The sequence below is a fragment of the Croceivirga thetidis genome (assembly GCF_012272815.1).
Lineage (GTDB): Bacteria > Bacteroidota > Bacteroidia > Flavobacteriales > Flavobacteriaceae > Croceivirga > Croceivirga thetidis.
Genome location: NZ_JAAWWL010000002.1, coordinates 57,858 through 78,654, shown reverse-complemented (window position 1 = coordinate 78,654; position 20,797 = coordinate 57,858). Strand labels below are relative to the sequence as shown.

The 20,797-nt window shown below is 37.1% G+C and carries 16 protein-coding genes; 6 read left to right on the top strand and 10 right to left on the bottom strand.

All coding sequences use genetic code 11. The annotated features are described in order from the left end of the window. Nucleotide 1 precedes the first annotated feature (1 nt). The gene (locus tag HCU67_RS08185) at nt 2–487 is read right to left on the bottom strand and encodes a SixA phosphatase family protein (RefSeq protein ID WP_168552158.1); all 486 of its coding nucleotides are present in this window, start codon (nt 485–487) and stop codon (nt 2–4) included. A 3-nt stretch (nt 488–490) separates the two neighbouring features. Then, nucleotides 491–1,138, bottom strand: a complete 648-nt coding sequence (pdxH, locus tag HCU67_RS08180) for a pyridoxamine 5'-phosphate oxidase (RefSeq protein ID WP_168552157.1) — start codon at nt 1,136–1,138, stop codon at nt 491–493. A 233-nt stretch (nt 1,139–1,371) separates the two neighbouring features. Between pdxH and HCU67_RS08175 the strand changes: the two genes are divergently transcribed. Next, nucleotides 1,372–2,844: a hypothetical protein gene (locus HCU67_RS08175; protein WP_168552156.1), complete on the top strand. Its 1,473-nt coding sequence runs from the start codon at nt 1,372–1,374 to the stop codon at nt 2,842–2,844. Nucleotides 2,845–3,041: 197 nt separating this feature from the next. On the opposite strand, the gene HCU67_RS08170 is transcribed toward HCU67_RS08175, so the two are convergent. The 5 genes from HCU67_RS08170 to rpsA all read right to left on the bottom strand — a co-directional run bounded on the left by HCU67_RS08170 (nt 3,042) and on the right by rpsA (nt 7,748). Continuing rightward, nucleotides 3,042–3,947 carry a ribonuclease Z gene (locus HCU67_RS08170; RefSeq protein ID WP_168552155.1) on the bottom strand — a complete coding sequence of 302 codons (906 nt, stop codon included), beginning with the start codon at nt 3,945–3,947 and terminating at the stop codon, nt 3,042–3,044. After that, complete coding sequence (locus HCU67_RS08165; protein WP_168552154.1) at nt 3,944–4,276, bottom strand: ribonuclease Z; 333 nt, start codon at nt 4,274–4,276, stop codon at nt 3,944–3,946. The genes HCU67_RS08170 and HCU67_RS08165 overlap by 4 nt, the downstream gene beginning before the upstream one ends. Before the next feature lies 1 nt (nt 4,277). Then, entirely contained in the window at nt 4,278–5,204 is a 927-nt protein-coding gene (locus tag HCU67_RS08160) for an aspartate carbamoyltransferase catalytic subunit (protein WP_168552153.1), read from the bottom strand. A 2-nt stretch (nt 5,205–5,206) separates the two neighbouring features. Continuing rightward, nucleotides 5,207–5,746, bottom strand: a complete 540-nt coding sequence (gene pyrR / locus HCU67_RS08155; RefSeq protein ID WP_168552152.1) for a bifunctional pyr operon transcriptional regulator/uracil phosphoribosyltransferase PyrR — start codon at nt 5,744–5,746, stop codon at nt 5,207–5,209. Nucleotides 5,747–5,864: 118 nt separating this feature from the next. Further along, the gene (gene rpsA / locus HCU67_RS08150) at nt 5,865–7,748 is read right to left on the bottom strand and encodes a 30S ribosomal protein S1 (RefSeq protein ID WP_168552151.1); all 1,884 of its coding nucleotides are present in this window, start codon (nt 7,746–7,748) and stop codon (nt 5,865–5,867) included. 263 nt (nt 7,749–8,011) lie between these two features. Here rpsA and HCU67_RS08145 point away from each other — a divergent pair, with 263 nt between their 5' ends. Further along, on the top strand, nt 8,012–8,392 hold the full coding sequence (locus tag HCU67_RS08145) for a LysM peptidoglycan-binding domain-containing protein (RefSeq protein ID WP_168552150.1): 381 nt from the start codon (nt 8,012–8,014) through the stop codon (nt 8,390–8,392). Between the two features lie 42 nt (nt 8,393–8,434). Here HCU67_RS08145 and cmk read toward each other — a convergent pair whose 3' ends face one another. Together cmk and lon are read right to left on the bottom strand one after the other, a co-directional pair. Further along, nucleotides 8,435–9,124, bottom strand: coding sequence for a (d)CMP kinase (gene cmk, locus HCU67_RS08140; protein WP_168552149.1), 690 nt, complete (start codon nt 9,122–9,124; stop codon nt 8,435–8,437). A 71-nt stretch (nt 9,125–9,195) separates the two neighbouring features. Then, nucleotides 9,196–11,646 (bottom strand): endopeptidase La, encoded by a 2,451-nt coding sequence (gene lon / locus HCU67_RS08135; RefSeq protein WP_168553458.1) that lies wholly within the window; start codon nt 11,644–11,646, stop codon nt 9,196–9,198. 218 nt (nt 11,647–11,864) lie between these two features. Here lon and HCU67_RS08130 point away from each other — a divergent pair, with 218 nt between their 5' ends. Genes HCU67_RS08130 through HCU67_RS08115 form a run of 4 tightly spaced genes read left to right on the top strand, consistent with a single transcriptional unit; the run spans nt 11,865 to nt 14,803 of the window. After that, the gene (locus tag HCU67_RS08130; RefSeq protein WP_168552148.1) at nt 11,865–12,422 is read left to right on the top strand and encodes an RNA polymerase sigma factor; all 558 of its coding nucleotides are present in this window, start codon (nt 11,865–11,867) and stop codon (nt 12,420–12,422) included. A 5-nt stretch (nt 12,423–12,427) separates the two neighbouring features. Then, on the top strand, nt 12,428–12,985 hold the full coding sequence (locus tag HCU67_RS08125) for a hypothetical protein (protein WP_168552147.1): 558 nt from the start codon (nt 12,428–12,430) through the stop codon (nt 12,983–12,985). After that, nucleotides 12,966–14,057, top strand: a complete 1,092-nt coding sequence (locus HCU67_RS08120) for a DUF4097 family beta strand repeat-containing protein (RefSeq protein ID WP_168552146.1) — start codon at nt 12,966–12,968, stop codon at nt 14,055–14,057. The genes HCU67_RS08125 and HCU67_RS08120 overlap by 20 nt, the downstream gene beginning before the upstream one ends. 23 nt (nt 14,058–14,080) lie before the next feature. Continuing rightward, a complete protein-coding gene (locus HCU67_RS08115; protein ID WP_168552145.1) occupies nt 14,081–14,803 on the top strand; it encodes a head GIN domain-containing protein in 723 nt (240 codons plus the stop codon). 223 nt (nt 14,804–15,026) lie between these two features. On the opposite strand, the gene HCU67_RS08110 is transcribed toward HCU67_RS08115, so the two are convergent. Continuing rightward, nucleotides 15,027–20,615 (bottom strand): Ig-like domain-containing protein, encoded by a 5,589-nt coding sequence (locus tag HCU67_RS08110; protein WP_168552144.1) that lies wholly within the window; start codon nt 20,613–20,615, stop codon nt 15,027–15,029. Nucleotides 20,616–20,797 lie beyond the last annotated feature (182 nt).

Here is a 20,797-nt window from a genome sequence, read left to right as displayed (position 1 = left end):
ATTATCTCAAGTGTTTTGGAAAAACTATGTTTTTACTTTGACCTTCTCCTAGTTTGGACCAATCATTGGTTTTAAAATTGATTTGTACCATTCCAGCTGTTGGTAGATTTTCAATATAGCTATCACCTAAGGTATTTGCAAGTGTGGTAAATGCATAATTATGTCCAAATACCAATACAGTATCCAATGAACTATTCAATCCTTTTAGGAATTGAAGCACATTTTCACCTGAAAAATCATAAAGTTCATCGGAAACGTCTAAATTTTTGAAATCAAACGATAACTCTCGCAAAACAATTATAGCGGTGTGTAAAGCGCGGTTCGCTGGACTAGAGAAAGCTTTGTCAATGGCCAAATCAAAACTTGAAAGTTTAGCTCCAATTAAATATGCATCAGAAATACCTCTTTCCTTTAATGGTCTATCCTTATCAGAAACATCATAATCCCATGATGATTTACCATGACGGATGAAAATAACTGTTTTCATTTCTTAGGGTTGTAAGCGCTGTTTATGCCAATCGTAGTCTTCGGTCAATGTAAATAGAATTCGATCATGAAGTCGATTCGGTCTACCCTGCCAAAATTCTATGGAAATGGGTCTTACCAAATATCCGCCCCAGTTCGCTGGACGATTTATTTCTTTCCCATCATATTCAATCTCAAGTGCACGAAGTTTTTCTTCCATAAATTCACGCGATTCTATTGGTTGGCTTTGATTAGAGACCAAAGCACCCAATTGACTTCCACGAGGGCGTGATTCGAAATAGCCATCAGAGAGATTGGTAGCCAATTTTTCCGCCTTTCCCTTAATTATAACCTGTCGTTCCAAATTCGGCCAGAAGAATGAAATACAAAGGTTGGGGTTTTCACTAATCGCCACACCCTTTTCACTATCATAATTCGTATAGAATATAAAGCCTTCATGGGTAAACTTTTTCAGCAGTACAACCCTATTTTTTGGAAATCCATCCAATCCCAAAGTTGAGATGGTCATGGCATTTGGTTCATCTACTCCATCGGCAGCTTCGACCTCATAAAACCACTTCTGAAAAACCTCAAGTGGATTATTTGAAATGGTTTTTTCATCTAACTCGCTTTTATCATACGATTTGCGATACGACCCTAAATCTTTTTGCATTTATCAAAGTTCTACAAAAGTGGAGGAAAAGGAAAATTTGCTTTTGAAAACTTTCAAATGTTAAAAAAAAATGTCGTTTATCGATTTTTCAACTTTTAAAAATCCAAAACGGCAAAGCATACGTAATACTAAGGATGATGCATTTCGTCGATAAAAAAAGTCGTTTCATCGATGAAATAAATTTAGGAATTTTTAAAAATTAGTCAAAAAACCATTTACATTTGTTAAATATTATGAAGAGTATCAACCCCACCCTTTCTTTCATAATTGGTCTTTTAGTATTATTAATTGTTTCTGCCTGTTCAAAGGACTCTGAACTATTTGAATTTGCAATACAAGAAGAAATAATTGAAAATATTGAAGAAGAGACAGCGGAGAATACCGAAGAACAGTCTGATGAAGAAAGTGAATCTGAAGATAACGAAGATTCACAAAATAACGACAACAGCGAAGATCCCCAGAATAACGACCCAGACCCTAGTGATAATGATAATTCCTCCAATGAAAACAATGGAGATGGTGTGAATCTTTCAAATTTTGGAGTTGTTGGTGATGGAAACGCAGATGATACCTCAGCCCTACAAAATGCATTCAATTCAGGTCAAAACTTAGTAGCCAATTCTGGTTTAACGTTAAAAATATCTTCAACAATAAATATAATTTCCGGAAGCAACCAAACAGTTGAGTGGAACGGGAGTACAATTTCAATTGCACGCAGCAACTTAGTACTCTTCATAATTGATAAGCCAAATGGTGGATTAACAACTATGAATAACCTCTTAATTGAAGGTAACGAAATAGCTCAAGACGGTTTTCAGATACATAGCCCTATAGCTTTTGATAATGTTGACATACAAAATCTATACAGCGCAACCAATGCCCCACAGGCGTTTGCCATCTTTTTTGATAATAACTTTACTCAAAACAGTAGCATGACTAATTGTGACTGTACAGGTTTGAATGCTCTTAACAACAATGTTATAGGTGATGCTATCGGTGCCACAAGATGTTTTGGTTTTTACGTAAGTGGCATACCAAGCTCTCAATCTACTTTCACCGTCTCAAATTTCGATTTTGGGGAGGTTTGGTCTGAAGATGGTGATGTAATTGAAATATTAGATACTCTTTTTGAAGATACCGGAAGCGATATTGGTCAAACCTATTCACCATTGATTATCGAAAACGGAACTGTTTCAAATTGGGGCAGAAGAGGAGTCAAAGGAACTGGTGGTGGTTATATTCTGCGGAGTATAGTGTTTGAACCTGCTGAAGCATCAAATCCCAATTTACCCAGTTCATCCCGACTTGGTCCATCAGGAATAATTGCCATGGGACATACTTACTTTCCCGCAGGTGCTGATTCAAGAGGAAATTATGGCATTGCATGGGGTGGTCTAATTGAAAAATGTACTTTCAATGGATCGTCATACGACACACAGGTTATTCTTACTAGAAGTGATGAACTGACGTTCAAAAACAATGTTTTGAATAATGGTGCGGACCTTCAATTTCAACAGAACCCAAGGAATATTTACGTATGTAATAATCAATTCGGAGCTGGAAGTATAATTTACGAGCAAGGACCTGTCTTTTTTCCAAATTTATCAAACATTGTAATTGCCTCTGATAACACCTTTGTTGAGTCCAATTACAATAGACTAAATTCTTGGAATTCTACTGAGACCACTTTTTCGTGTGATAATTAGAAGGTCCCCAATTTCTAGGAGAAAGAGTTAGATTTTCAAAAGAAACTAGAAACAAGTTTCTTTTTTAGGCTTAAAGGTTAAAATCACCAATCAAAATATTGATTTCGGTGATTTTGGCTTTTTTCTTTAAAAGAAAAGTCAACTAAAACGGTTCATCGAAGAATCTTTGGCCCCTAAATTTTTTGATTAATGATGAATTAAAAATCGAATATAGCTCCATCATCTGCCAAATCTACATTTTCAAAAACCGCTTTAGCTTCTTCTTTAAATAGTTCAATGCTTTTGTAGCGAGTTGAATAATGCCCCAGTATCAGTTGACCCACGTTTGCCTTTTTGGCTATTGAGGCGGCTTCTAGTGCCGTTGAATGCTTGGTTTTTGGGGCCAAATGCTTTTCACTTTCTAAAAAAGTAGATTCATGATATAACAAGTCTGCATTTTTAATTAGTGGTATTATTGATTCCTTATACGCAGTATCACTACAAAAAGCATAGCTCTTAGGTTTAGGGGGATCGAATGTTAGCAGTTCGTTCTTAACGATTTCCCCATCTTCAAGAACAATGTCTTTACCAGCCTTGATATTATTGAATTGGCTTTTGTCAATTTTATATTGCTTAACAGCATTAATGTCCAAATTTCGTTGCGCCAATTTCTCACGAAAAAGAAAACCATTTGTATAAACCCGGTGATCCAATGGTATAGTACTCACAGTAACACTTTCATCTTCAAAGACAAGCTCGGTCTCTTTTGAATTCAACTCGTGAAAATGAAGTGGATAGTTCGTCCATGAATCGCCAAGTTTTAGAAGTAGGGTAATTGCTTCTTTAATTCCTTTTGGGCCATATACATGTAACTCTTTTTCCCTTCCCAGTAATCGAAATGTAGATATAAGTCCAGGTAAGCCAAAAAAATGATCACCATGTAGGTGCGATATAAAAATATGTTTGATTCGAGAGAATTTCACTTTGCTTTTTCGCAATTGTACTTGTGTTCCTTCTCCGCAATCAATTAAAAATATGTGGTTTTTGATTTCAAGAACCTGTGAAGTTGGATTGGTCAGTGAACGAGGTGTAGCTGAATAGCAGCCAAGAATAGTCAACCTCATAAATCGAGGTCTCTTTCGATTTCTTCCATTTCTATCAGGTCCTTAGCTTCTTGAATTGTAGGCACCAAATTTATTTCATCTGGCACATCTTCATAAGAAACTTTATCTGTTACTAAAACAAAAGACTTTTTATTTATTTGGTGGGTGTTCGATATATCTAAGAACTCCAGAACATCATTTGATGTTAGGTTTGAAAAAGAGAATAGGTTAACGATGATGTTCTCATTTTTTAACTTTGGATAGGCACCGTTAAGATTGGTTAAAAAAGTCTGTAGCGAAGTTTTTTCTTGAAATACTATTGTAGTATTTCCTTCTTTATCGAAAATCATATCACTTAATTTTAGAGGCCAATAAATAGATGACTGCCATTCTAATGGCAACACCATTTTCTACTTGCTCTAAAATAATCGATTGTTTTGAATCTGCCACATCGCTTGTAATTTCCACCCCACGATTTATAGGGCCAGGATGCATAATCACAATTTCTTTACTAAGACCATCTAAAATTGCTTTGGTTAACCCATATTGTTGGGAATATTCACGGGCAGTTGGAAAATAACTAACTTCCATTCTTTCGTTTTGCACACGTAACATATTAGCCACATCGCACCATTCTAAAGCCTTAACCAAATCAAGTTCTACCTCTACCCCCAAAGATTCAATGTGCTTTGGAAGTAAACTTTTGGGTCCACAAACCTTGACATTAGCACCTTGAAGTTTCAATGCAAAGATGTTTGAAAGGGCGACACGAGAATGTAAAATGTCACCAACAATTACAACATTTTTTCCTTTAACCCTTCCTAGTTTCTCTCGAATTGAATAGGAATCAAGTAAGGCCTGGGTTGGATGTTCGTGCGCTCCGTCTCCTGCATTTATAATCGCAGCGTTCACATGTTTTGAAAGAAATATTCCAGCTCCGGGATTTGGATGTCGCATGACAACCATATCAACTTTCATTGAAAGAATATTGTTCACCGTGTCAATCAAAGTTTCACCCTTCTTGACAGATGATTGCGATGCAGAAAAATTTATAACGTCAGCAGAAAGTCGCTTTTCAGCTAACTCAAATGATAGTTTAGTCCGTGTACTATTTTCGAAAAAAATATTGGCTATTGTAATATCACGAAGTGTGGGTACCTTTTTAATAGGCCTGTTTATGACCTCTTTGAAATGATCTGCTGTTTCAAAAATTAGGTCTATATCCTTCTTGTTAAGGTATTTAATTCCCAGTAAGTGTTTTGTGCTTAATTCCGACATACTCATTTACTTACCAAATAAACAGCATCTTCACCATCATTTTCTTCCCACATTACCTTAACCTTTTCTTCGTTTATGGCATCTACCTGACGACCTCGATAATTTGGTTGAATCGGTAAATGCCTACTAAACCTTCTGTCTATTAAAGTTAAAAGTTCAATATTATCAGGTCTACCAAAAGACTGTATAGCAGTTAATGCAGCCCTTATGCTGCGCCCGGTGTACAGAACATCATCGATAAAAACCACATTTTTATCCTCAACCAAAAAATCTATTTTCGTTTTGTTAGCCTGCAATATCTTTTCTGAGCGTCTAAAATCATCCCTGTAAAAGGTAATATCGAGTGAACCTAATTTTATGTCCTTAATCTTATAACTCTCTGTAAGAATTTTGGTTAGCCGTTTGGCCAAATAGATACCCCTTGGTTGTACTCCAACTAGAACGGTATTTGAAAAGTCTAAATGGTTTTCAAGCAATTGGCAGGCCAAACGATGAAGTATGATATTGATTTCCTTTGCAGTAAGTAGAATTTTTTGGCCCATTAAAACCTAAAAATCGTTTGGACGACAAAAGTAAGCAATTCTTCAAAATGAAGGGAAAACAAAAAACCCTTGTCCTAAAGTAACCAGGACAAGGGTTTGTAAAAAAGTTTAAGAAGTATTACTTCTTCTTAGCGTCGGCTTCCATCTTATCTTTCAAAGCCTGCAACTGAGCGTTGGCATCACCAAGAGTAGTGGCAGCCTCTTCAGCTTGTGCAGTTTGACGTTTTTTGGCAGCTCGGATGTTTCGCTCTTCCTGCTCTCTAAAAATTGCAGTATGACTAGCAACAACACGCTTGAAGTCTTTATTGAATTCAATTATCTTAAATTCAATTTCTTCTCCTTTCTTAATTTTATTACCGTCTTCCTTCTCCATATGTCTTGAAGGAACGAATGCCGTAATATCATCATTAAGAACTATTGTTGCACCTTTATCAACGATATCAGTTACCGCTGCTTTGTGGGTACTACCTTCAGCAAATTCTGTTTCGTATTTATCCCATGGATTCTCAGTAGTCTGCTTATGTCCAAGACTTAGCTTTCTTCCGTCAACATCAAGTTCCAATACCTCAACTTCCAAGGTGTCACCAACATTTACAAATTCAGATGGATGCTTGATTTTCTTGGTCCAAGATAGGTCTGAAATGTAAATAAGACCATCTATACCTTCTTCCAATTCTACAAACACACCGAAGTTGGTGAAGTTTCTAACAATTCCCTTATGTCTTGAACCAACAGGGTACTTGGATGTAATATCTGTCCATGGGTCTGGAGCCAATTGCTTCATTCCTAAAGACATTTTTCTATCTTCTCGATCAAGTGTCAAGACCTGGGCTTCAACCTCATCCCCTACTTTTACAAAATCTTGAGCCGAACGCAAGTGTGTTGACCAAGACATTTCAGAAACGTGAATCAAACCTTCCACACCTTCTGCAACTTCAATAAAGGCACCGTAATCAGCGATTACAACAACTTTACCTTTCACCTTGTCGCCTACATTGATTTCATCACCTAAAGCATCCCATGGATGTTTCTCCAATTGTTTAAGACCAAGTTGAATTCTTGATTTGTTATCGTCAAAATCAAGGATTACAACATTAAGTTTCTGGTCAAGCTCAACAACTTCGTTCGGATGATTGATACGGCTCCAAGAAAGGTCGGTAATGTGAATCAATCCGTCTACGCCACCAAGGTCAATAAATACCCCGTAAGAGGTAACGTTTTTGACTACACCTTCCAATACCTGTCCTTTTTCCAATTGACCGATAATTTCCTTCTTCTGCTCTTCAATATCAGCTTCAATAAGGGCTTTATGCGAAACAACAACATTTTTAAATTCATGGTTGATTTTAACAACCTTGAACTCCATGTTTTTTCCAACGTATTGGTCGTAATCACGAATTGGTTTTACATCAATTTGCGAACCAGGTAAAAAAGCTTCGATACCAAAAACATCTACAATCATACCACCTTTAGTTCTGCACTTAACAAAACCAGTAACGATTTCTTCTTTATCGTGGGCTTCGTTTACACGATCCCAAGCCATTATTGTTCTAGCCTTTCTATGGGAAAGCACTAATTGACCGGTCTTATCCTCTCTAATGTCAATTAACACTTCTACCTGGTCTCCTACCTTTAAATCAGGATTGTACCGAAATTCATTTAATGAAATTACCCCTTCTGATTTGGCATTAATATCAATGATTGCTTCACGGTCGGTCATGTGCACAACCTTACCCGTTACAACCTCTTCATCGGCAGTATCAACGAAATTCTCAGCGACTAGCTTTTCAAACTCGTTTAATTTACTGTCCTCAACTTTTTCAATACCTTCTTCGTACTTGTCCCAATCAAAATTTGCAAGGAATTCTTTTGGGTCTACTTTAGGGGTTTCTTCTTTAACCGTTTCTACGGCTTCACTAACTTCTGCATTTGTTTCGTTAGCTTCTGTTTGTGCTTTTACAGTGTCTTCAGCTGTATCGGCAACTTTTTTATCTTCAGCCATGCGCTGATTAATATTTGTATCCTACATCTTTACAAGAGTTAAGCGCTTAATGTAGAAGTGATTTTACTTTTTTAGTTTTCCCTTTATTCTCTTGAATGCGCTAAAAAAGGAGTGCAAAAGTACGTTAAATTGCCTGATTCACAAACTAATAAGGAAACAAAAGTAAGTTGCTTTAACAATTAATGAATTTTTAATCCTAATTGTGACTTTTATAGCTATACTTGTGTCTAACAATTGTGTAACCTATAAATTTAAAGAACACTATGAGCGTAAAAGCAAAATATCAATCAGTATTAGACCTAGGCCAAGAATTAGGAATTCAAGGAGGAGATGTTTCTGAAGAAGGAGGGGTCTTGAAAGTAAAAGGTGAAGCTGCTACTCCTTACGTAAAAAATGCCATTTGGGATAGAATCAAAGAAGTAGGCGGTGAAAGCCCTTCTGATATAAAAGCGAACATATCTGTAGCAGATGAATCAGTATACCATCGTCATACAGTAAAAAGCGGAGAGTCATTGAGCTTAATTGCAAAACACTACTACGGTGACGCAATGAAGTACAATAAAATTTTTGAAGCCAACACAGATCAATTAAAGAATCCGGATATTATTCATCCTGACCAAGTCTTGGTAATTCCAAACTTATAAGGAAAACACTACTCAATTTAAACGCCTTTTCAAGGCGTTTTTTTATGCTTCAATTTTTTCTAAGGCTAACTTGTAGATTGCCTGAAATTGCTCCTCTAAACTGAGGTTACTATTATCAAACTCAATAGCATCCTCAGCTTTTCGCAAAGGTGAAATTTCGCGGTTAGAGTCAATGTAATCGCGCTCTTGCACGTTCTTAAGAACCGCCTCGTAAGTTATATCTTCACCTCTTTCCAATAGTTCCTTGTATCGCCTTTGAGCCCGATGTTCTGGAGAGGCAGTCATAAAAACCTTAAGTTCAGCTTCTGGAAAAACAACGGTTCCAATATCACGACCATCCATGACAATTCCTTTTTCAAGTCCCATTTTTTGCTGTTGTTCAACCAATTTTTGTCGAACTTCTTGAATTGCGGCTATCTTGCTTACCTTATTTGAAACTCTCAGATTCCTTATTTCTCCTTCTACATTTTCACCATTCAAGTGAATCTCTGATTGGTTACTGTCAAAATTAACCTGAAACGAAAGCTTTAATTGAGGTAAATCATCAATCAACGCTTTCACATTTTTTTCCGTTTCACCAATATAGCCTTTCCTTAAAGCATATAAAGTTACCGCTCGGTACATTGCACCGGTATCCACATAAACATAACCCAATTCACGTGCTAAACGTTTGGCAACAGTACTTTTACCTGTTGAAGAAAAACCGTCAAGAGCTATGGTAACCTTTTTCATTGTGACAAAAATAAATCAATACATCCCTACAATTATTTCGGTTTCTTGATTCTAACCTCGTTTTTTATCGATTATAGTTTTTTCGCGTTTTTCACTTTTTGTTTTGTAACGGCCAATTCTACAACTTCACTCATTTCAGTTACAAAATGAAAAGTAAGACCTTTCAGATAGTCTTCCTTAATTTCTTTTATGTCTTTTCGATTGTCTTCAGACAAAATAATTTCTTTAATCCTAGCGCGTTTTGCAGCCAAAATTTTCTCCTTTATTCCACCTACAGGTAGCACCTTCCCTCTCAAGGTTATTTCACCGGTCATTGCCAAGCTCTTTTTAACCTTGCGTTGCGTAAATAATGAAACCAACGAGGTCAACATTGTTATTCCTGCACTTGGCCCATCCTTCGGTGTAGCTCCTTCTGGCACATGAATATGAACGTTATATTTCTCGAAAACTTCAGGGTTGATTCCAAACTCTTCCGCATTTGATTTGATATATTCCATGGCAATGGTAGCGGATTCTTTCATTACCTTACCTAGGTTACCTGTAATGTTAAGGGTACCCTTACCTTTTGAAAGAATGGATTCAATGAATAATATATCTCCACCAACGCTGGTCCATGCCAAACCAGTAACGACGCCTGCGACTTCGTTGTTTTCGTATTTATCTCGCTCAAGGCGAGGTGGTCCCAAGACCTCTTCTATAACTTCGTTCGAAACTTTTATATCATATTCCTCTTCAGTAGCAATATTTTTAGCGGCATAACGGACCATTTTTGCCAATTGTTTCTCCAACGTACGGACTCCGGACTCACGGGTATACCCTTCAACTATCTTTTCTAATTGCGTCTTTCCGATTTTCAAATCTTTAGCTGTCAATCCATGCTCTTTCAGCTGTTTGGGTAACAGATGTTTTTTGGCAATCTCAACTTTTTCCTCAATTGTATAACCAGTAACATTAATGATTTCCATACGATCCCGTAATGCCGGTTGTATACTGCCAAGGTTATTTGCAGTTGCAATGAACATTACCTTCGACAAGTCATAACCCATTTCTAGGAAATTATCATAAAATTCACCATTCTGCTCTGGATCAAGAACTTCTAACATCGCAGAAGATGGATCACCTTGGTGACTATTGCTCAATTTATCAATTTCGTCCAAGATAAAAACTGGGTTTGATGTGCCAGCTTTCTTGATACTTTGAACAATTCTACCAGGCATCGCTCCAATGTAAGTTTTTCGATGCCCACGAATTTCAGCTTCGTCTCGAAGACCACCTAGGCTCATACGTACGTATTCACGGCCTAAAGCTTCAGCAACTGATTTCCCCAAGGAAGTTTTTCCTACACCTGGAGGTCCATATAGACATAAAATGGGGGATTTCATGTCGTTTCTAAGCTTCAAAACCGCTAGATACTCTATTATTCTTCTCTTGACATCCTCTAGCCCATAATGATCTCGATCTAAAATCTTTTGCGCTCGTTTTAAGTCAAATTTATCTTTTGAAAAGTGGTTCCAAGGTAAATCCAAGAATAAATCCAAATAATTTCTTTGAATTGAGTATTCTGCAACTTGAGGGTTCATACGTTGCATTTTAGCCAATTCTTTTTCGAAATGTTCCTTAACCTTTGTACTCCACTTTTTCTTTTTGGCCTTTTCAGCCATCTCATCTACCTCTTCCTCATAAGAAAGACCGCCCAATTCTTCTTGAATGGTCTTCATTTGTTGATGTAGAAAGTACTCACGTTGTTGTTGATCCATATCACTGCGAACCTTGGATTGAATGTCATTTTTCAATTCCAATCGCTGTAATTCAACGTTCATGTACTTTAAAGTTGCCAATGCCCTTTCTTGCAGATTGGGAATCTCCAATAATTTTTGTTTTTCAGCTACCTCTAAATTCAGATTCGAGGAAACAAAATTTATCAAGAAACTATTGCTCTGAATATTTTTAATCGCAAAAGAAGCTTCACTGGGGATGCTCGGATTATCACGAATAATTCTGAAGGCCAAATCTTTTATGGATTCAATAATTGCTAAAAATTCGGAGTCATCGTTTAAGGGTCTTTCTTCTTTAGCTTCTCGAATAGTGGCTGTCATGTAAGGTTCTTTGGTGATAACCTCTGCAATTTCAAATCTCTTTTTTCCCTGAATGATAACCGTAGTATTGCCATCGGGCATTTGTAAAACCCTCAATATTCTTGCAACCGTACCTAAAGTATTGATATCCTTTACCTCAGGGTTTTCAATACTTTCATCTTTTTGTGATACAACACCTATTACCTTAGATCCGTTATTCGCGTCTTTTATCAGATTGATTGATTTATCCCTACCGGCAGTAATGGGAATCACGACCCCTGGAAACAATACCGTATTTCTTAGTGGTAATATGGGCAAAGTTTCAGGCAGTATCTCACGATTCATTTCCTCTTCATCCTCTGGAGTCAACAACGGAATCAATTCTGCATCCTGCTCTATTCCCTGTAACGACAAACTGTCAAAATCTCCTATTTTCAAATCTTTCATATGATCAAATTCGGTCATTATGTCACCAGTACATGAAAAAAAATCCATTTAAATTTTTTCTCGAACTGCAAAAAGGCCAATAAAAGAGGCATACGGCAACAAAACAAACCTTTTCTTATCCCCATAAAGCAATTGTTATGCCAGCAAATGATTATTTTTTTAGAGAAAACTGTAACAAATAGAATTTAGATACATCTCTAAGTCAAACCATTCATTTTTTGAGCCACCAAAATGAACATACTGACCAATTATTGCAAGGGTGTCGTGAAGGCAATCAGAGTGCGCAAATGAAAATTTACAATCAGTATTACAAAGCCATGTACAATACAGCTTTGAGAATTGTAAAGCACACTGCCGAAGCCGAAGATGTAATGCAGGAATCGTTTTTGAACGCGTTTACGAAGCTGCATACGTTTAAAGGCGATGTAACCTTCGGGGCATGGCTAAAGAAAATTGTGATAAATAACAGTATTTACCATTACAGGAAACAGCAGAAAAGTCACGCTGTTGAGTTGGATGGAGTATTGTATAAGGTCGAAGATAATGATGAAGTTGCTCCTGTAGACCATGGTCAAACGGAACTGAAGGCTCAAAAAGTGATGGAGGCCATGAACAACTTAAAGGACAATTACAGAGTTTCTTTGACCTTACATTTGGTCGAAGGGTATGATTATGAAGAGATAAGTGAAATTATGAACATTAGTTATGCCAATTGCAGAACTATGATTTCAAGGGCAAAAGATAGCCTGAGAAAAAAAATCACCATTAATGCCTGATTGTTATGAAGAAAGATGAATTAGATAAATTATTTCTACAGTTCAAGGGTGAGTTTGATACTGCAGAGCCAACAATGGGTCATCAAGATCGATTTCTTGAGAAATTGAACAATCAAAAAGGAATTGTTTCATTGACCAAAAAGAAAAATTGGTGGAAACCACTTTCAATAGCAGCATCCATTGTATTGCTGCTTGGTTTAGGATTGAGTCAACTAAACAGAAGTGATAGTATTAAGGAACAAGTCGTTGAAATTGCTCCTGAGGTTTCACAAACCGAGTTCTACTTTGCGAGTTTGATTGAAGAACAAGTTCAAGAATTACGCAGTGAACGAAGTCCAGAAACTGCCAAGTTAGTAGACGACACACTTACACAATTGGAGCTTTTAGATGCTGATTATCAAAAACTGGAGACCAATTTGGTACAAGGTGGCGATAAAGAATTATTACTTAATGCCATGATAATCAATTTTCAAACTAGAATTGATTTGTTGAAAGAAGTACTGGCCAATATCCAAACTATTAAAAATTTAAAACCACAAGATGATGCGAACTTTACTATTTAAATATCTATATATACTTCTATTGCTGCCTATCGTAGCAATAGCCAATCCGCTCGAAACAGGTGGATGGGGTGGAAAGTACACCAAAGAGAAAACCATTAAAAAGGAATTCAATGTTAATTCAGATGCTTTATTCAAAGTTAAAAACAGCTATGGCAATCTTAACATTACTTCATGGGACCAGGACAAAGTAATGATCGAAGTCCATATTAAAACCAACGGTAACAGCGAGGATAAGGTTCAAGATAGACTAAATGAAATCGATGTTGATTTTGAAAATTCTGCAAGTTTGGTCTCAGCAATTACCCGATTTGGTGAAAGAAACAAAAATTGGGGCTGGAACTGGGGCAAGCGAAATAGTGTTAATGTAAAGGTCAATTACACGATTAAACTTCCCGTTAAAAACAGTGTTCATCTTAATAACGATTATGGGAATATTTACTTAGATCGCATCGACGGACATGCAAAAATCAATTGCGATTACGGAAAGATGGAGATTGGTGAACTACACGGCAGAAATAATGAACTGCGATTTGATTATACCTCTAGAAGTTCATTTGAATACATAAATAGTGCTGAAATTGTAGCTGATTATTCTGGTTTTACAATTGAAAAGGCTGGTAATTTGGTAATCAAAGCGGATTACACCAATGCAGTAGTAGAAGAAATGGGTAATTTAGACTACTCCTCTGATTATGGGTCAATGGAAGTCGGTAAGGTTGGTAATGTAACCGGCGTTGGTGACTATATAGGGGTAAAATTAGGAGATGTTAATGGCAATCTCAATATACGCTCTGATTATGGCTCTGTGAAAATTGCACGAATGCTAGAAGGTAATATTGATATCAATTCAGACTACACAGGCATTAAAATTGGTTATGATTCTGGATATAACTTTGATTTTGAAATAAGCACAGAGTATGCCGGTGTGAGCGGAAAAGACGATTTCGAAATTAGTATTAGTCGAGAAAAATCAAGTGACAAATACTATAAAGGATACAGAGGAAGTCAAAATTCAGGTAACGTTATCAACATCAATAGCGAATACGGAGGAATATCTTTTTATAAAAACTAAATAATCAAATTAAAGAACAGATCATGAAAAAAGTATTGACACTAAGTCTAGCACTAATTACCATTGCGGCTAGTGCCCAATGGGGAAAAAGAGTTAAAGGAAATGGCAATGTGGTTACCATTGAAAGGTCGGTTGGGGAATACAATGCCGTAAGTTCTGCAGGCTGGTTCGATGTAGAGCTTGTTGCAGGAAATGAAGGCGAATTAACCTTAAAAGGGGAATCCAATTTATTGGAATTCATAAAAACTGAAGTCAAAGATGGCAGATTAGTTATCAAAACAACCAAAGGGGTTAATCTAAAGCCATCTAATTGGAACTCCGGTATACTAATAACAGTGCCAGTTGAACAAATTGAAGCAGTAAGTCTGTCAGGATCAGGAGACGTCGTCTCTAAAACAACACTTAAAGCAGATAATTTCAAGGCATCTGTTGCGGGTTCTGGAGATGTTTCACTAACAGTAGAAGCGAACAATCTGAAGTCAAATCTTTCAGGGTCGGGCGATATCGATTTAGAAGGAAGCGCCAACAACTTTGAAGTATCGGTTGCAGGTTCTGGCGATATCAAAGCTTTCGATTTAGAAGCAGATTATGTCAATGCCAAGGTTTCAGGTTCAGCAGATATTAAAGTGACTGCAAATAAGGAATTGGTTGCAAGAGTTTCTGGGTCTGGTGATATTACCTACAAGGGTAATCCAACAAAAATAGATACTAAAAGTTCAGGTTCTGGAGACATATCGAGCTATTAAAACCTATTAACCAATCAAAAAACGACTCCGATTTTATCGGAACACATCAATCATTTAACGGAAAAATCCCGGGTTATACCCGGGATTTTTTTATGCAGATGTTTTAAAATATCGATGCGATGTGTACTTCTAGTATATTAGATTTTAAACCTTTTAATAATTCTTATAATACGTGATTTCGGCTATTTGTCAAACAACAACCTTTAAAGGACTTTAAAATTTTTCAATTAACAATTAGGCGTTTAGAAATAACACCATGTCGTTGCGTAAAAATTGATATTACATAATTTCCCTGGGCTAAACTTGAAATATCCAATTCTAATTTTGTGTTGTTCATATCTAAAAATCTTCCATCAAGGCGTAAGACTTCTTTACCGTTAATTTGAAAAAAAGATATTCTTCTAATTGCGATTGTTCCGTTGTCAAAATCCTTAAGACTTATTTCAAGAACTTCACTAGCCGGATTTGGCACAATTGTAAGACTAGTTAAATCTTCCTTTGTACCAGCAGGTGTAATTACCACAATATTAGCCTCCGAAGTAAAACCTCCATCTTCCGACGTTGCCCTAATCTTTGTGTTACCATTTGATACACCAGTTATTTCACCGTCGGCACTTATCATTGCAATTAGAGGATTACTTGTTTCCCAAAACAGTTTTTGGTTCGTGGCATTTGAAGGAAAAAATAATGGAAATAACTTTGCTTTTTGACCTACTTCTAGAGCAACTCTTTTGGGGTTTAACTCAATTCCTTCCAAAGCAATCGACTGGGTGGTATTCTCAGTTACGTTTACGACAACGAAAGCAGTATATCCTCCATCGACCGATTCAATGGTAATTTGTGTTTCACCTTCAGACTTGGCCATAACACTACCATTCTGGTCTACCGATGCTATTGAATTATCTTCGGAAAACCACAAAACAGATTTGTTTGAAGCATCACTTGGTATTACTTCAACTGTAATATCAAATGATTCCCCAACAATCAATTCTATGGTCTCAGGTTGAACCTCAATACCTGATACTGATACTTCTATTTTTCTTACCGAAATATTTGCGCTCGCAGAATAACCTCCGTCATTAGTTGTTACTGTAACGACTGTTGTACCTTCAGAAATGGCATTTAGCTGTCCGCTGGAATCAACAGTTACAACTTCGTTATTTTCTGAATTCCAAGTAAGGCTGGCATCTGTTGCATTGGATGGACTAACAACTGCCGATAATAGAAATGTCTCACCTTCAAATAATTCTACTTCGGATGATTCCAGATTTATTCCAGTTACAGAAATAAAGGAATTAATCACGGTTACTTCGGTAAGCGCTGTATGACCTCCATCTACTGATGTAGCGGTTATGTTTGCATTCCCCTCTTTCACAGCTATGACCGTACCGCTTTGGTCTACCTGAGCTATACTTTCATCTGAACTCGACCAAATTACTTGTCTATTTGTGGCGTTTTCTGGGTTAACCGTGACATTCAGTTTTACAGTTTCACCTAAATTCAGGTCAACACTTTCTGGGTTTGTCAAAACAGAAGTGACCCTTGTTGACTCTTGCACCATTAATCGCTTCACATTAGTTACGACTGCTCGACCAGTATCACCATAAAAGACTTTTGCCTTTAAAGGGATATTGCCAGAGTTCTCTGGAATCCACGTAATGGTAAAGGGGTAATCAGAACTAGTATTTATTAGGTCACCATTCAAATAGTAATGGACAGCGTTTATGTTCTCAATATTTGAGGTTACGGATAATTCTACAGCATTGCCAACATAGATTTCATTGTTGGTTTCTGTAGTATTCAATGAAACCTCAATGGTATTATTTTGGGCAACATCGGAACTATCATCTAATTGGTTCAGATATGAAATTAATTGGTTTAGCTCATCGGTCGATAAATTAGAAGTTGATGCATGAGCTTCCAATTGATTTTTTTCGGTGAATATGCTTTTCAAGGTTGGAGCTGAACCATCATGTAAATAAGGCGCTGTATTCCAAATTCCCCGCAAACCTGGTGTATCGATTCCTAACAATTCTTTTCCATCACTATTTCCGCTTGATCCACCTATTGTTCCGATGTCATGGGTGATTCCTACTGGACTATCGGTAAAGTGATTGTCACCGTGACACTGAAAACATCTCAAATCATTAAATAGTTGCTTACCCAACTGACCATCGGATGTCATGGAACCATCTTGATTTCTATAAGGGCTTGGAAGATGAATACCTAGCGAACTAACGTAGGCGTTCAAGGCATCCAATTCTTCAGAATAACCTGCTTTTGAATCTCCCAAGGGCTCCTCTATAGTGCCTGAAGAAAAATCCGAATCATCCATTAAACCAGTGCCGCTTCCAAGAATTCTTATTTGATTTTCAAAATCGTGTACTTCATCAAAATTAGCAGACCAATGCAATGCACCTTCTCGAGTACCAGCCTTACCTCTCAGGTCAATTGTATTTCTTAGACCTTCACCCAGATTTGTGAAATCCCAAACTCTGCCATCATGGCCACCATCCATATGACAGGAAACACAACTCATATAGCCTTCCATATTCAATTTCGTGGAAGTGGCATCGTAAAAAAGCTGTTTTCCTTTTAAAACTTCTGGGGCCAATGGTTCAGAATTCAACAATGGTATTTCAATTAAAAAATTCCAGTTCACACCATTTGTATCTAATTGAAAAACAGAAATACTTCTTGATAAGAAATTGTGAACAAGCAAATACTCATTTTCGTCATCTATAAGCATTGCCTGTGGTGTTTTATTCGTATCAATTTCGTTTATTTTATTTCCCGTTGAAGTTTCAATTACCCAGATCTGATTATTGCCAGGTTGACTTACATAGACCAAATCTCCCAATTCATTGAATACTGCTGTGTGGCCCCTATCAATATTATCCATATCGATTCTTTTATTGCCTAATTCCTCGTCATTTTCAAGATTAATGAATGAATTTATTGCCCGAACCGTTAAATCATGGGTCAAAGGATTCCCGTCTCGCGAAGTGCCTCTTAAAACATTGTCTTTCTTGGATGGAATGCAAGCCAATTTCCCATCTGGACTAATTGCTATACTTGCTAAATAGTTAGGCAAACCTCTAGAAAAACCAGAGCTATCCAAACCTTCGGAATATTCTAAGGGAATTTGCTTCACCATACTCAAATCAGCCGTGTTTATTGCAAAAACTTGCCCATAGATATCAGATGAAATAAACCTTAGCACATATATTTTATCGCCTTCCGCAGTCATGGCCATACTACCTAACTCTGGCAAAATTCCGTTATCGTCTTTCGGAATTGAAAGAGTTTTTTCTGTTGATAAGGTCTGGGTGTTAATTTTTAAAACTTGTGCTAGGGATGAAAGAACAACATAAGCATAATCCTTTTCAGGGGAAAGTAAAATAGCAGTTGGGCGAGAGGCGTATGGCAGTGTAACTTCGTTCATAAGTTCTCCCGAAGTCTCATCTAAGAGGGTAATGTTCCAAGAATCCTTATTTAAAACCCATAACCTATTCTGATTGTCAGAGGCTATTGCTATCGGTCTCATTCCAACTGAGACTTCAGCCATTCTTTCCAAACTTTCTAAGTCAATTACTGTTACACTATTTGCGTCAGCGTTGGCAACCCATAGTTTATTTTCCAACAAATGAAGCGCGCTGCTTTGTTGTGGTTTAAGCACAGGAACTGGTTCAAACACTATTTGTGTAAACGCAAAAGTGTCCACAACTGAATATTCGTCACCAGTATTTTCTGAGCCATCGGATATGAACAAATAATCTATGTTTGGGCCAGAAGTTCCTGCATTTGCCCTTAATTCAATTGTATTTGTTCCAGCGGGCAAATTCAAGGTTGTGGTGCTTACTGCATTCCATATTTCCCAACTATTTGTATTAGGAAAATCCAATCTTTGAATGAATAAGCCATTCATATATAGATTTAAGGCCCTAGAATTACCGAGTGAAGCATAACGAAAATCAATTTTCACATTTCTAGAAGTAGCTTGGTTCAACGACCAAGTAATAGAGACATTATCACCTTGTTCGGAGGGAAAATCGGCATATGTATTTCTATTTGCCCCAGAATGGATTGAGGACAAAATAACCCCACCAGATAAGTCGGCGTTTACAACATCAAAAACACCATCTTCGTCTGGGTTCCGATAAGCGGTTACCAATACTGGGTATCTACCTGGATCTTGATATGTGTGACTTATTTCAGCACCAACATTTTGCGCCCCATCTCCCAAATCCCATTGATATCTTAGTTCCGGTTTAGGATTTAAAATCCTAAAAACTGTTGGATTTCCTAATTCGGTTGGAGGGGTTTCATAAAGCTCGATATTCTCATCTGGTAACGTCTGTTCACCTTCTGTAGTAAAACTGAATTCAAAAGCATTTTTTAAACCATTCCCAGATAAGTCTTTTACTCCTCCTTGTGGCAAAAATACCCGATATTCAGTGGCCTCTTTTAGTGGCTGAGCCGGAGAAAAATTCAAAGTTGTGTAGGTAAGCCCCCAACGGCCTTGAACTTGATTCCCAGAATCATCTATAACTTGAAAACTATTAGCATCAACTGAGGTCAATTCTATCCAATCATCAAAAGATATCCCAATATTCGTTGAGACCGAGGCATTCTGTAAATCACTCCCAGGGTTAAAATACAACACTGAAGGTCCATTATTATCTGGCTGAGTATCATGTACCGCCATTACTGCACTCACGTAAGAGTTATTATAGAATTGATCGTCAGCCATTACGACCATATTTCCAATTGGTACTGAAAATTGGTCGTCAAAACCAGAATTCCGACCTTGAATTCTTGTTTTTAGTTGCAGTTGATTTTCGTTTGAAATATCATACTTGTAAAGACCTTGGGTACCACCACGTAATCCTCCAAGAAATAAATGATTTTCAGCAAAACTCATGTATTCCGCAATGGGATTCGATAAAGAAGAAACCAATTGAATTTCATTGGGATTACTGGTTACATCTATTTTTCGGAATGGATTTATTAAATACGCATGTTTTCCGTAAAAGCCCCCTATATAGCTTTTCTCATTAAAGGTTTTTGAATCCAATAAAATTGGATTTTCAGGATTGCTGATATCCACTGTGGCTATACCAGCGTACTCTTTTGGTGTTGTGATTGTCAAAAGATTTCCAACAGCAAATAAAGGACCTGCATATACCCCTCCAAGTTCAGAACGTGATAAACTGCTTACAAGGACTGGGTTGGTCACATTGCTAACGTCAAAAATCAACAATCCTTGGTTGGTGGCACCTATATACAAATAGTTGCCTTGCCAGCTCAGCCCCCAGATAGCGTTATCTACGTCACCATAATTAACGCCTTCTATCTCTACCGCTTTTACATATAAAGGATTTGTTGTTTGAGATACATCCCAAATATCAAAACCCCTACCAGAAATCGTAGCTAAATAATACTTACCATTAATATCCTTGCCATAAGTTACCTGATGTGACTCTGCTTCTCCGTTTTTGTGAGAACTTATCATCTCGGCAAGCTTAACAGGAGCGTAAGGGTTTGATATATCCCATACCTCGTGTTCTGCATTTCCGGCAAGAATTACATAACCGTTAAACACACTGGGTTGGTTCATATGGCGAACTCCCATTTGAGGACTAATAATAGTACCTACCTCTTGCTCTGAAAACGTGATTTTGGGAATAACTCCTTTTCTTGAGTCCAGATTGCCAACAATGAGCACAAAGCTGGACAACAGCAGAACACTGAGTACTAAGGAGAGCTTTTGAAAGACCCTTTTGCTTATTTTACCAAGGGTATTTTTCAATTGTCAATTTAGTTTGGTTATCATCTAAAATTAATGAATTGTCAGATTCGTCGGTAACTATTTTTATTAAGATCTATCTGTATCATTAATTCACCAATTTTCCATTAAGGGTTATTCCCTCTAATTAGGGGTGTAAACAGTATTAGCTTATATCTCATTTTAAAGTAACGATTTTTATTTTG

What these genes read in the sequence shown, in the direction of transcription:
- HCU67_RS08185 (WP_168552158.1), bottom strand. Translation starts at nt 487, where the DNA reads ATGAAAACAGTTATTTTCATCCGTCATGGTAAATCATCATGGGATTAT.
- pdxH (WP_168552157.1), bottom strand. Translation starts at nt 1,138, where the DNA reads ATGCAAAAAGATTTAGGGTCGTATCGCAAATCGTATGATAAAAGCGAG.
- HCU67_RS08175 (WP_168552156.1), top strand. Translation starts at nt 1,372, where the DNA reads ATGAAGAGTATCAACCCCACCCTTTCTTTCATAATTGGTCTTTTAGTA.
- HCU67_RS08170 (WP_168552155.1), bottom strand. Translation starts at nt 3,947, where the DNA reads ATGAGGTTGACTATTCTTGGCTGCTATTCAGCTACACCTCGTTCACTG.
- HCU67_RS08165 (WP_168552154.1), bottom strand. Translation starts at nt 4,276, where the DNA reads ATGATTTTCGATAAAGAAGGAAATACTACAATAGTATTTCAAGAAAAA.
- HCU67_RS08160 (WP_168552153.1), bottom strand. Translation starts at nt 5,204, where the DNA reads ATGTCGGAATTAAGCACAAAACACTTACTGGGAATTAAATACCTTAAC.
- pyrR (WP_168552152.1), bottom strand. Translation starts at nt 5,746, where the DNA reads ATGGGCCAAAAAATTCTACTTACTGCAAAGGAAATCAATATCATACTT.
- rpsA (WP_168552151.1), bottom strand. Translation starts at nt 7,748, where the DNA reads ATGGCTGAAGATAAAAAAGTTGCCGATACAGCTGAAGACACTGTAAAA.
- HCU67_RS08145 (WP_168552150.1), top strand. Translation starts at nt 8,012, where the DNA reads ATGAGCGTAAAAGCAAAATATCAATCAGTATTAGACCTAGGCCAAGAA.
- cmk (WP_168552149.1), bottom strand. Translation starts at nt 9,124, where the DNA reads ATGAAAAAGGTTACCATAGCTCTTGACGGTTTTTCTTCAACAGGTAAA.
- lon (WP_168553458.1), bottom strand. Translation starts at nt 11,646, where the DNA reads ATGAAAGATTTGAAAATAGGAGATTTTGACAGTTTGTCGTTACAGGGA.
- HCU67_RS08125 (WP_168552147.1), top strand. Translation starts at nt 12,428, where the DNA reads ATGAAGAAAGATGAATTAGATAAATTATTTCTACAGTTCAAGGGTGAG.
- HCU67_RS08120 (WP_168552146.1), top strand. Translation starts at nt 12,966, where the DNA reads ATGCGAACTTTACTATTTAAATATCTATATATACTTCTATTGCTGCCT.
- HCU67_RS08115 (WP_168552145.1), top strand. Translation starts at nt 14,081, where the DNA reads ATGAAAAAAGTATTGACACTAAGTCTAGCACTAATTACCATTGCGGCT.